Here is a 12,125-nt window from a genome sequence, read left to right on the forward strand (position 1 = left end):
CCGCGGTCGCGTCAAGGGGCCGCATGATTGCTGCGCCATTCCCGGCTTCGGCGAGTACGGTATATCCCGCCGCACAGCGCAGGGACGGCACGACGCATTCGGCGGAAAGGCGGGCATCACGTGAACGAGCCGTATTCGTCATGGGCCGCGCGGAATTCGCCCGATGATCGGCCGCTCGCCGCCCGATATCAGAGCGCGGAACCGATCGTATTGCGTGGCAGCAAGGTCTATCCGATGTACACCGAGCAGGTCGGGCCGGATCCGACCGCGGTCACCGTGACGCTGCTGTCCGCCGCACCCCCGGCCGGGCTGCGCGGCCTCGGCATGGGACTGTCGGTCGTCGACGGCTACGTCGACCTGAACGGGCGCCGCCTCAACGGGGTAGATGTCTGGTCCGATGCCCTCGTCGGCGGCATCGACTTCGAGATCATCGGCACCGCCCCCGGCACCCTGGTGACGCTGACACCCGTCTGGGTGGACGGATTCGGCGAGCAGAAGTCCTGGGTCGGCAACTACGGCATCGTCGTGGAGAACACCCCGGACGGCCGCGTAGTGCTCTGGTGCAGCATCGGCGAAGGACCCGCCAACTTCGCCAACCTGGTCGTCGAGGTGCAGACCGCGCCGGTCGAGATGCAAACCGCCCCACCTGCCCCAGAACCCGCAGTGGACAGCCAACCCACCCATCCGCTGCGCCCGCCGAACCTACCGCCGAATCCGATCGGCCCGCACCCCTCGGCTGCACAGCCGAACATGCACTCGACGCAGCACAATTCAGGTGACGATCTCGCAGCGACCACCAACCCGCCAGCCGCGCAACCGGCTCAGCACAACCCAGACGGCGGCTTCGCGGCAAACACCCATCCGCCAGCCACACAGTCAGCCCAACACAACTCTGGCAGCGGCTTCGCGGCAAGCGCCCATCCGCCGACCACGCAGCCAGCGCAGCACAACCCAGGTGACGGCTTCGCCGCGAACAACCACCCGCCCGCCACACAACCGGTGCAGCACAACCCAGGCGGCAGGTTCCCGGCGAACATCAACCCGCCAGCCACACAACCGGCCCAACACAACGCAAGCGACGAATTCGCCGCGACCACCAACCCGCCTGCTAAGCACAACCCGAGCGGCCGTGTCGCACCGAACAGCCACCGGCCGGCCACACAGCCAGCCCAACACAACCCAGGCGGCGGATTCCCGGCGAACACCAACCCGCCAGCCACACAACCGGACCCACACAACCCGGGCGGCAGCTTCACCGCGAACAACCACCCGGCGGCCACGCAGCCGACCCAACACAATTCGGGTGACGGCTTCGCCGCGAACATCCACCCGCCGGCCACACAACCAGCCCAGCACAGCCCAGGCGGCGGATTCCCGGCGAACATCAACCCGAGCGGCGGTGTCGCACCGAACAGCCACCGGCCGAGCACACAACCGGCCCATCACGACCCGGGCGACGACTTCGCCGCGAACACCAACCCGCCAGCCACACAACCGGCCCCAGCCAACCCCGACAGCGGCTTCGCGGCAAGCAGCAACCCACTGACCACACAGCCGGCCCAACACCACCCGGGCAGCAGCTTCACCGCGAACGCTCACCCAGCGACCACCCAGCCTGCGGACACGCCCCCTGCGACCACAGCGCCGGCGGCCGCGCAGCCAGCGACGGCGCACCCGCCGACCATGCCCGCGGCGCAGCACAACCCCGGCGGTGATTTCGCAACGAACAACCATGCGCCGACCAACCAACCAGGCACGCACAACCCTGGCGGCGGATTCACAGGCAACAACCACCCACCGGCCAGGCACAACCCAGGTGACGGCTTCGCAGCGAACACCCAACCGCCGACCACACAACCGGCGCAGCACAATCCAGGTGACGGCTTCGCGGCAAACAACCACCCGCCGACCACACAGCCAGCCCAGCACAACTCAGGCGGCGGATTCCCGGTGACCACCAACCCGCCAGCCACACAACCGGCGCGACACAACCCTGGCAGCGGCTTCGCGGCAAACACCCGACCGCCGACCACGCAATCAGCCCGACACGACCCGAGCAGCGGCCTCGTAAACAACCCCTCAGCGCCGAGTTCCGCGTATTCCGGTGTGGCACAGCCTCCGCCGAACCCGCACGCCGGTACCCAGCCCACTCCGACGCCACCTCTCGGCTCGGACGCGCAGTACGGCCCCGGCGTCCAATCGGCCCCCACCCGCCCCATGCGGTCCAAACCACCGGCCGACGAACCCCCGGCACCGGACGCAGGCGCGAGCTACCGGACCGCCCTCTACGACCTCGGCGTCGCCATGTACAGCCGCGGTGAGGAAGAACAAGCCTGCGGGCTCTGGCAGCAGGCCGCCGACGCCGGTCACGCGGGCGCCGCCTACGACCTGGGCGTGGTCCACTTCCGCCGCGGCGACCTGGACGACGCGCAACGCTGGTGGCACGCCGCCGCGGAAGGTCGCGAACCGCGCGCCATGGCGGGCCTCGCCGAACTATTGGACCGGCAGGGCGACTACGCCGAGGCCCGCGTCTGGCGGGCCCGCGCGGACGAGGAACGCGTCGCCAACGCCGATCAGTCGGTCGGCTGACCGCCACGCAGTGCCGCGCGCGCGTCCATCAGCGCGAAGCCGAGCAGGTTCAATCCTTGCCACTGCGCGGGATCCTCGGCGCGGGGATCGTCGGCGGCCAGCCCGATCCCCCAGATCCGGTCCACCGGACTGGCTTCCACCAGCACCCGGTCCCCCGTCCCGAGCAGATACTCCGCCAGGTCCGCGTGCTGCCCGAACTTCGCGACGTTCCCGCGCACGACGATCTCGTACCGATGCGCGCTCCACTCGCGGCTGTCGAAGCCGCGGACCTCACGCCCGAGCGCTTTGGCCTCCTTCGGCGTCGGCGCCGCCAACACCCGCTCGGCATTCGCCGTATCGCCGAACAGCCGCGCCTTACCCCACATCATGTAGTGCTCGGCCGACCGGAACTCCGCCCCGTCCAACACGAAAGACGCAGGCCACCACTGACTCAAACAGCTGGGCCCGATCCGGCCGCTGCGCTCCGGCTGATGCCCCCAGAACATCAGGTAGTCCACCTTCTCGCCCGCAGCTGTCGCCTCGACCAGGTCGCCCACCGAACGCAGGTTCATGATCATAGTGTGCACTATGGTCCGCCCTCCCTGTCCGACGAATATCCGCGAAGGTCGTTGTGGGCGGCGAACATAGAGTTCCTGGAGTGAACAGACACATCGACTTCGAACGGCTACACAACTTCCGCGATCTGGGCGGCTACCCGACCGCGGACGGAAACCTGGTGCGCTGGGGGCGGCTGTTTCGCGCCGACTCGCTGAGCAAGCTGCGCGACCAGGACTGGGAGCGCTTTCTCGAGCTGGGCATCACGACCGTCATCGACCTGCGCTACCCCTGGGAGATCGAGGCGAAAGGTCGAGTCCCGCAGCACGAGTCGCTCGTCTACCACAATCTCAGCATCGAACATCGCCCGTACGATCAGGCCGCGCTCGGACCGGACATCGAGGCGGGACCGTACCTCGCCGAGCGATTCCTGGAGGTCGCCGCGGACGGTGTCGAGGAACTGCGCCAGGCCCTCGAGGTGCTCGCCGCCGCGGACGGCCCGGCGGTCTTCCACTGCGCGTCCGGCAAGGACCGGACCGGGCTGCTCGCGGCCGTAGTCCTGAATCTGCTCGGCGTGTCCGATGAGCAGGTCATCGAGGACTTCGCCCTGACCGAACTGGCTACCGACCGTCTCATCGCGGACTGGCGGGCGGCGTATCCCGACAAGCAGCTGACCTGGCCCGGATACGGGCGAGCGCCCGCCGAGGTGATGCGGTTGTTCCTGGCCGCGCTGGCCGCCGAACACGGTTCGGTGCGCGGATATACGACAGAGCGGCTCGGCGTCGATGACGACGTGATCGCGGCACTGCGACAGAGCCTGCTCGAAACGGCGTAACCCGCGGGCGAAAAACTGGTCGCGGGCCGGCACGGGGGTGCGATACCTTGCGCCCATGAACGGTTCGGCGATGAACGGCGGGTACGCGATCAGCGCGTACTACATCCGGCTGCGCACGGAGGCCTGGGCTCTGCCAGTGCACCGTTGCGCTCCGTTGTCCCGACTGGTCTGATCGGGATGTGCGCCGACGGTCGATGACCGTCGGATTTTCTGTGCTCTGGCATGGGTCCGGGCGAATCACTATTTCTGATTCGACCACTCCGTTCGGAGGATACCCATGTCCCGCCATCGTTCGCTGCCGCGCGCCCGCGATACCCGGACCGGCACCCGTAAACGTTTGTCCCAGAACTTCCTCGTCGATGCCGGCGCCGCCCGGTTGATCGTGCGCTCGTCCGGCGTCACCGATACCGACCTCGTGCTGGAGATCGGTCCCGGCGACGGCATGCTGACCAGACAGCTACTCAGCACGGCAGGCCGGATCCGCGCCTACGAGAAGGACGCCTACTACGCCGATCGGCTGCGCAGGCGCTACGCCGACGACGATCGAATAAAGCTGTTCCACAGCGACTTCCGCGCGGTGCACGCGCCGGGCGAGCCGTTCGCGGTGGTCGCCAATGTGCCCTTCGCGGTCACCACCGACGTGGTGCGCTGGTGCCTGGCCGCCCGGCGGCTCACCTCGGCCACCCTGCTCACCCAATGCGAGTTCGCCCGTAAGCATTCCGGCGACTACGGCCGGTGGACCAAACTCACCGTCACCCATTGGCCCACTGTCGCAATGGAATTGGGTGCACGCATCGGCCGCCACAGCTTCCACCCGGTACCGAGCGTCGACACCGCGGTCCTGCACTTGCGACGCAGGCCGCGCCCGCTGCTGCCGAGCTCGGCGCGCGCCGAGTACCGGCGGATGGTCGAACTCGGTTTCTCGGGGGTGGGCGGCTCGCTGGCGACCTCGTTGCGCAGGCAGTTCCCGGCGCGGGCGGTCCGGGCCGCCTGCGCCGCGGCGGATCTGCCGGAGAACGCACCCGTCGGGCTGGTCGATCCCGACCGCTGGCTGATTCTCTTCCGGACATTGACCGGGTAAGCATTCCGCTACACAAATGTATCGGATACATTTATGTATCAAACGAGGAAGGGAGTGCCGTGACCGGCAACTTCGGTGACTACCAGTACGAGATCTACTTCCAGGGCCTCGGCGGTGTCCTGCCCGACCTGCCGATGACCTACGCGGAGCTGGAAGCGCGGGCACAGGCCGCGCTGCCCCCGGGAATCTGGTCCTACGTGGCCGGTGGTGCGGGCGACGAGCTCACCCAGCGCACCAACGCGACAGCCTTCGAGAAGCTCGGCCTGATGCCCCGCATGCTGCGCGCGACCAGGGACCGCGACCTCTCGGTCGACCTGTTCGGGATGAAGCTGCCGTCCCCGATCTTCATGGCCCCGGTCGGCGTGATCGGCCTCTGCGCCCAGGACGGCCACGGCGACCTGGCGACCGCCAAGGCCGCGGCGCACACCGGCGTCCCGATGGTGGCCTCCACCCTGACGGTCGATCCGCTCGAAGACGTGGCCGCCGAATTCGGCGACACCCCCGGCATGTTCCAGCTCTACACCCCGAACGACCGCGACCTGGCGCAGAGCCTGGTGAGTCGCGCGGAAGCCGCGGGCTTCAAAGCCATTGTGGTGACTCTGGATACGTGGGTGCCGGGCTGGCGGCCCCGCGACCTGAGCACCTCGAACTTCCCGCAGCTGCGCAGCCACTGCCTGGCGAACTACTTCAGCGATCCGGTGTTTCGCGGCATGCTCGCGAAAACTCCCGAGGAAGACCCGAAAACCGCGACGCTGACCTGGGTTTCGCAGTTCGGCAACCCGATCACCTGGGACGACCTGGCCTGGCTGCGTTCGCTGACCGATCTTCCATTGGTGCTCAAGGGAATCTGCCACCCCGACGACGCCCGCCGTGCCAAAGACGCGGGCGTGGACGGCCTCTACTGTTCCAACCACGGTGGCAGGCAGGCGAACGGCGGCATTCCGGCGATCGAGCACCTGCCCGAGGTGGTGGCCGCCGCCGACGGCCTGCCCGTGCTGTTCGACTCCGGAATCCGTTCCGGCAGCGACATTGTCAAGGCGCTGGCGCTCGGTGCGACGGCGGTCGGCATCGGCCGCCCGTACTGCTACGGGCTGGCGCTGGGTGGCGTCGAGGGCATCGTGCACGTGCTGCGCGCCCTGCTCGCCGAGGCGGATCTGCTGATGGCGGTCGACGGGTATCCGGCGATCGCCGAACTCACCCCCGACGTGATTCGCCGGTTGAGCTGACGACCTCAGCCGAGCTGGGCGCACGCTCAGCTCGGCTGAATCAGCGTGCGCTTCAAAATCTTTCCGGTCGCGTTGCGTGGCAGCGCCTCCAGGAAGGTCACGTCGCGCGGCACGGAAAATCGGCTGAGCCGATGACGGATGTAGTTGCGGACCATGTCGCGGTCCAGCCCGAAGCCCTCCCGCGTCACCACGAACGCGGCGAGCCGCTGGCCGTACTCCTTGTCCGGCACGCCGACCACCGCCACCTCACTCACCTGCGGCAGGTGCGACAGCGCCTCCTCGACCGGCCGCGGGAAGACGTTCTCGCCACCGGAGATGATCATCTCGTCGTCCCGGCCCGCGACGAACAACAACCCGTCGGCGTCGAGGTAACCGAGGTCGCCGGTGTCGAGCAGGCCACCCCACTCGGTAGGTGGTGTGGCATCGGTGTAGCCGTCGAACAACATGTGGTTGAGCACGAAGATGCGACCGGTCACGCCGCGCGGCACCGGCCGCAGATCCTTGTCCAGCACAGCGAGTTTCGTGCCGAGCGGCGGACGGCCCGCGGTGGTCGGCGCCGCGCGCAGATCCGCCGGATCGGCGATGGTCGCCCAGGACACCTCGGTCGAGCCGTAGACGTTGTAGAGCACGTCGCCGAAGGTGTCCATGAACTTCAGCACCGTCGGACCCGCAAGGGGCGCACCACAACTCGCGACGACCCGCAGGCTCGACGTGTCGTAGCGATCCCGAATGTGCGCGGGCAGATCCAGGATTCGGTTCACCATCACCGGCACCACGATCAGCGCGGTGACCCGGTGCTCCTGGATCAGCCGCAGGCAGTCCTCGGCGTCGAACCGCTCCGGTAGCACCACGGTCGCGCGGATCGGGGTGCTGATCTGCAAGGCCGCCAACCCCCACGTGTGGAACAGCGGCGCGGGGATGAGCATGGTCTCGTCCATCCGCATCGGAATCCGCGACAGCAGCGCCGCGACGGTGCCGAAACCCTTGGGCTGCGGGCGTTGTGCGCTCTTGGGTGTGCCGCTGGTGCCGGAGGTGAGCACGATCAGCCGGCCGGGATGCTGCGGTCGCGCGAAGGCCGGTGCGTCGAGGTCGATCAGATCGTCGACCGTGTAGCGCTCGAACGCGCTGCGCCGGCCGGTGGCGAACCGCGGCACGCCGCCCGCCACGTACTTGGTCAGCGCGTCGTACTCGTCGTCCAGGAAGATCGCGGACAGCCCGTGCCGGTCGGCGACATCCTCGATCTGCCGGGCCGACAGTCCGGTGTTCAGCAGCACCGTGTCCACGCCGAGTTTGCCGGTGGCGACCATACATTCGACCATTGCCACGCGATTGCGGGACAGTAGCCCCACTTTGTCGCGCGCGCCGATGCCGAGCATGGTCAGCGCGGAGGCGAGTTTGTGCGTGCGCGCGTGCATTTGACCGAACGTGTAAGCGGACACATCATCCACGACAGCGAGGCGATGCGGCGAGTGCCCGGCGGCGGCCGCGTAACCGCCCGCCAGGGTGAAGCCCCATTTGGCCAGCCCGCCCACCTGCTTGAGCGCGCGGTCGGGCCGATAGGTGCGCACGACACCGGTCGACACCATCTGTTTCAACGTGCCGACCTGCTGTTTCGCCGCCGACTCCTCACCGTTGACCAGCACCGAGGATGGCGTGCCGAGGATGGCGTCGGTGATCCGGTCGAGTCCGGCCATGGTCCAGGCGATCACGTCGGCGTTGTCCTGCGCGGCGATCCACGGATGGATCCGGCCCGCGCCGAAGTAGGTGATGGTGACCCTGGTCTGCTCCTGCTCGCCGCGGAGTCGGATCGCGGCGAAACTGCCCAGGCCGGGGCACTGTAGCTCGAAGGTTTCCAGCTCTTTGCCGATCACCAGCCGGAGAGCGGGCACGCTGAGTTCGGTGCCGTCGTGCCAGGCCCGGATCAGCAGAACGGGATGCGAGTCCGAGGTTTCCGCGCGATCACAATCTCCGATTCCTAGGAACATCCGGGTGTAGGTCTGCGGGTCCATGAAAGAGTCCCACATGGCTTTGCGTGCGGCCGAGAACTCCGCATCGATAGTGATGACGTCCGTTACCAACTGCGTTGCATTTCTTCATGTGCCGACCGAGCGGTATGCGTCGGCATGGTCACGTAGTTGTACCCAGCGGTAACAATTAGGTCAAGTGCTTCGCCAGTTGCCCCCGATTTGCCACGAACCTGGTCGAGTGCCCATATTTGTGCGAGATACCAACCGGTGACCGCACTCTGCACAAAGAGCGCGAAAATGCTTCCGGACCAGCCACGATCGCGCACCGAACCGAGAAGGCCACGCGCGCAAAGGCGAACGGCGATGTGCGCGGACCGCTGCCCCGTGCACGCGACTTCTGGTCGCTGAGTGATCTTGTGGCGAACCCCAACGTGGTCAGGTTGTCCAGGACATTGCGCACGCCGGAAGAACAGTTGGCGGGGCTCGCCGGGGATAGGGTCCGAATCCGGCTGCGTAGACGGCAACAGCGGAGGGCCGACAGGATCGTACCGCCGATGCGCGTGGGGCGCGCGGCGAGCGCTGAGCCCTGCCGAAGGCGCATTTCGGCGAAGCCACCACTAACGCGAAAGCGCCCTTCGGTCCGGCAAGGAGGACCGAAGGGCGCTTTCGAGTGGCGAATCAGGCAGGCAGCGGCGTGAAGTCGCGACTGCCGATGTAGCCCGGCCGGGGCGCCGGCGCCGCGAACGGTTCTACCAGCGTGTTCTCCACGCTGTTGAACACCAGGAAGATGTTCGACCGCGGGAACGGCGTGATGTTGTTCGACGAGCCGTGCATCAGGTTCGAGTCGAACAGCAGCGCGGACCCGGCCCGGCCGGTGAACTGGCTGATGCCGTAGGTGTTCGCCAGCGTGGTGATGTCGGACTGCGCGGGCACCCCGATCTCCTGCTCCTGCAACGACTCCCGATAGTGCTCGGCGGGCGTGCTGCCCAGACAGGGCACGAACGTCCGGTGCGAACCGGGCATCACCATCAGGCTGCCGTTGATCGGATAGTTGTCGGTCAGCGCGATGGACAGGCTCACCGCCCGCGGCACCGGCATGCCGTCCTCCGCGTGCCAGGTCTCGAAGTCCGAGTGCCAGTAGAACCCCGCACCGCGGAAACCGGGCATGTAGTTGACCCGGCTCTGATGGATGTAGACCTCGGAACCGAGGATCTGCCTGGCCAACCCGGCCACCCGGGACTCGCGCGCCAGGTCGGCGATCGCCGCGCTGAGCCGGTGCACCTCGAAGACCGACCGAACCCGGTTCGACGACTTCTCCACGATCACCCGCTCGTCGCCGCGCAGCGCCGGATCGCCTGCGAGACGGCCGATCTCGGCGCTGAAGTCGGCCACCTCGGTGGGCGTGAGCAGTTCGTCGATGCTGGCGAAACCGTCGGCGTCGAAGTTCGCCAGCTCCGGGCTCTCGACCCGGCCCCACACCGTCGGATCCTTACGATCCAGATGCGTGGCGGGCGTGCTCAGCCGAGTCGGGTACCGATCGACTCGGTCGATCACGGGCCGAGTTTCAGTGTGCTGCAATACCATTACTGCCTATCCCCCGATCGTCGCGGCCACCAGCGGGTAAGCGCCGGTACTGTCGTGGACCTCCTGCCCGGTGACCGGAGGATTGAACACGCACATCATGCGCATCTTCGTCGTCGCCTCGAGCCGGTGCCGTTCGTGCTCGTCGAGCAGGTACATCGAGCCGGGCTCGAGCACATACGTCACGTTGTTGTCGAGGTCGGTGAGCGTGCCGGTGCCCTCGATCAGCCACACCGCCTCCACGTGGTAGCGGTAGTGGAACTCGTGCGTGGTACCCGCATCGATGGTGGTCTCGTGGAAGGAGAACCCGACGCCGTCGCCGCCGAGGATGATGCGCTTGCTGCGCCAGCCCTCCCCCGCCACATCGCGATCGGTGCCGGTGATCTCCGCGGTGCTGCGCACGATCATGCGATCGCCCCCACGCCACTGCAGACGGTGTCCACGGCGCCGGTCAGGATGCCGAGGCCGTGGTCGAGCTCCTGGTCGGTAATCGTCAACGGCGGCAACAACTTCACCACCTCGTCGGTGGAGCCGGAGGTCTCCACCAGCAGGCCGCGCTCGAAGGCGACCTGGCAGACCTTGCTCGCCTGCGAGGCGTCGTCGAACACCACGCCGTGCACCAGGCCGCGACCGCGCGTCGACAGGCCCGGCACATTGTCGGCCAGCTCGGTCAGCGTCCGGGCCACCCGCTCGCCCTTGGCCAGCGTCGAGGCCTGCAGCGTGCCGTCGGACCAGTAGTGCCGCAACGCGACTCCGGCGGTGACGAACGCCGGGTTGTTGCCGCGGAAGGTGCCGTTGTGCTCACCCGGCGACCACTGATCGAGCTCGGACTTGAACAGCACCAGCGCCATCGGCAGGCCGTAGCCGCCGATCGACTTGGACAGCGTGACGATGTCCGGGGTGATCCCGGCCAGCTCGAAGGAGAAGAACGGGCCGGTGCGGCCGCAGCCCATCTGCACGTCGTCGACGATCAGCAGGATCTCGCGGGCCGCGCACAGCCCGGCCAGGTGCCGAAGCCATTCGGCGCGTGCGACATTGACGCCGCCCTCACCCTGCACGGTCTCGACGATCACCGCGGCGGGACGGTCGAAGCCGGACGAGGTGTCGTCCAAAACCTTTTCCATCCACTGGAAGTCGGCGGTGGTGCCGTCGAAGTAGCCGTCGTAGGGCATGTGCGCCGCGTGCACCAGCGGCACACCGGCACCCGCGCGCTTGGCCGCGTTGCCGGTGACCGACAGCGCGCCCAAGGTCATGCCGTGGAAGGCGTTGGTGAAGCTGACGATCGTCTCGCGACCGGTGATCTTGCGGGCCAGCTTGAGCGCGGCCTCGACGGCGTTGGCGCCCGTGGGTCCGGGGAACTGCACCTTGTAGTCCAGGCCACGCGGCGCGAACACGGTGTCACGCAGGGTGACCAGCAGGTCCCGCTTGGCCGAGGTGGACATGTCGAGGCCGTGCGTGATGCCGTCGCCGGCGATGTAGTCCAGCAGCGGCTGCTTGAGCACGTCGTTGTTGTGGCCGTAGTTCAGCGCACCCGCGCCCGCGAAGAAGTCGAGATAGTCGTTGCCGTCTTCGTCGCGTAACCAGCTGCCCTTGGCCTTGGTGAACACGGTCGGCCAATTGCGGCAGTAGCCGCGGACATTGGATTCCAGACTTTCGAAAATGCTCGTGTCAGCGTTGATCATCGGTGGTCCTCCTGCGTTGTGCGAGCGGTCGGTGCGATGAGATAGAGATCCTCGGGCGCGTGGCTGTCCGGGAAGACACCCGCGTCGAACAAGGGGCGCTTGGTGATTCGGGCGTCGCGGCGCCGTGCCACCGAGGTGAACAGGGCGATCGATGCGGCGTTGTCCGGCGAGATGGTGGTTTCCAGCTTCGAAACTCCCTGGGCGGCAACATTGTCGAGCAAGGCGTGCAGGAGTTGCGCGCCGGTTCCCTTGCCCTGCTGGGCGCGGTCGACGGCCACCTGCCAGACGAACACCGTGTCCGGCGCCTGCGGCCGCAGGTAGCCGATCACGAAACCGGCGACGCGGCCGTTCACCTCGGCGACGACCGAGGTGGTCGCGAAGTCGCGACACCACAGCACGTAGGCGTAGCTCGAATTGGTGTCGAGCACTTGCGAATCCTTCGCGATCCGCCACAGCTGGGCGCCGTCGGCGACGCGCGGCGCGCGCAGCACCACGGCGGGCCCGGTCTGCTTGCGCGCCGGTGCGGAGCCGAGCGCGGCCGCGGCCTGTTCGACACGGATGCGTTCGAGCTCCGCGGTGTTCAACGTTGGCAGTGTCATACAACTCCCTGGTCGGGTCCGCAGTACTTAT

At 67.6% G+C, this 12,125-nt stretch carries 10 protein-coding genes; 4 read left to right on the forward strand and 6 right to left on the reverse strand.

Annotated features, from left to right (window positions below; all coding sequences use genetic code 11):
• Nucleotides 1-120: 120 nt before the first annotated feature.
• Entirely contained in the window at nucleotides 121-2,589 is a 2,469-nt protein-coding gene (locus DBO33_RS27015; RefSeq protein ID WP_107657587.1) for a tetratricopeptide repeat protein, read from the forward strand.
• Here the strand turns inward: DBO33_RS27015 and DBO33_RS27020 are convergent.
• A complete protein-coding gene (locus tag DBO33_RS27020; RefSeq protein WP_107660609.1) occupies nucleotides 2,574-3,140 on the reverse strand; it encodes an NADAR family protein in 567 nt (188 codons plus the stop codon). The genes DBO33_RS27015 and DBO33_RS27020 overlap by 16 nt on opposite strands.
• 86 nt (nucleotides 3,141-3,226) lie before the next feature.
• Here DBO33_RS27020 and DBO33_RS27025 point away from each other — a divergent pair, with 86 nt between their 5' ends.
• The 3 genes from DBO33_RS27025 to DBO33_RS27035 all read left to right on the forward strand — a co-directional run bounded on the left by DBO33_RS27025 (nucleotide 3,227) and on the right by DBO33_RS27035 (nucleotide 6,265).
• Nucleotides 3,227-3,958, forward strand: a complete 732-nt coding sequence (locus DBO33_RS27025; RefSeq protein WP_107657588.1) for a tyrosine-protein phosphatase — start codon at nucleotides 3,227-3,229, stop codon at nucleotides 3,956-3,958.
• Nucleotides 3,959-4,235: 277 nt separating this feature from the next.
• Nucleotides 4,236-5,039: a 23S ribosomal RNA methyltransferase Erm gene (gene erm / locus DBO33_RS27030; protein WP_107657589.1), complete on the forward strand. Its 804-nt coding sequence runs from the start codon at nucleotides 4,236-4,238 to the stop codon at nucleotides 5,037-5,039.
• A gap of 59 nt (nucleotides 5,040-5,098) precedes the next feature.
• The gene (locus DBO33_RS27035; RefSeq protein ID WP_107657590.1) at nucleotides 5,099-6,265 is read left to right on the forward strand and encodes a lactate 2-monooxygenase; all 1,167 of its coding nucleotides are present in this window, start codon (nucleotides 5,099-5,101) and stop codon (nucleotides 6,263-6,265) included.
• 26 nt (nucleotides 6,266-6,291) lie between these two features.
• On the opposite strand, the gene DBO33_RS27040 is transcribed toward DBO33_RS27035, so the two are convergent.
• The 5 genes from DBO33_RS27040 to ectA all read right to left on the reverse strand — a co-directional run bounded on the left by DBO33_RS27040 (nucleotide 6,292) and on the right by ectA (nucleotide 12,094).
• Complete coding sequence (locus tag DBO33_RS27040) at nucleotides 6,292-8,343, reverse strand: AMP-binding protein (RefSeq protein ID WP_407670538.1); 2,052 nt, start codon at nucleotides 8,341-8,343, stop codon at nucleotides 6,292-6,294.
• 567 nt (nucleotides 8,344-8,910) lie between these two features.
• Nucleotides 8,911-9,816, reverse strand: coding sequence for an ectoine hydroxylase (thpD, locus tag DBO33_RS27045; protein WP_107657591.1), 906 nt, complete (start codon nucleotides 9,814-9,816; stop codon nucleotides 8,911-8,913).
• A gap of 6 nt (nucleotides 9,817-9,822) precedes the next feature.
• Nucleotides 9,823-10,221 carry an ectoine synthase gene (locus DBO33_RS27050; RefSeq protein ID WP_107657592.1) on the reverse strand — a complete coding sequence of 133 codons (399 nt, stop codon included), beginning with the start codon at nucleotides 10,219-10,221 and terminating at the stop codon, nucleotides 9,823-9,825.
• Nucleotides 10,218-11,495, reverse strand: coding sequence for a diaminobutyrate--2-oxoglutarate transaminase (gene ectB / locus DBO33_RS27055; protein ID WP_107657593.1), 1,278 nt, complete (start codon nucleotides 11,493-11,495; stop codon nucleotides 10,218-10,220). The genes DBO33_RS27050 and ectB overlap by 4 nt, the downstream gene beginning before the upstream one ends.
• Entirely contained in the window at nucleotides 11,492-12,094 is a 603-nt protein-coding gene (gene ectA / locus DBO33_RS27060; protein WP_107657594.1) for a diaminobutyrate acetyltransferase, read from the reverse strand. Before ectA ends, ectB begins: the two co-directional genes overlap by 4 nt.
• Between the last annotated feature and the right edge of the window lie 31 nt (nucleotides 12,095-12,125).

This window comes from Nocardia suismassiliense, from assembly GCF_900269665.1.
Taxonomy (GTDB): Bacteria; Actinomycetota; Actinomycetes; order Mycobacteriales; family Mycobacteriaceae; genus Nocardia; species Nocardia suismassiliense.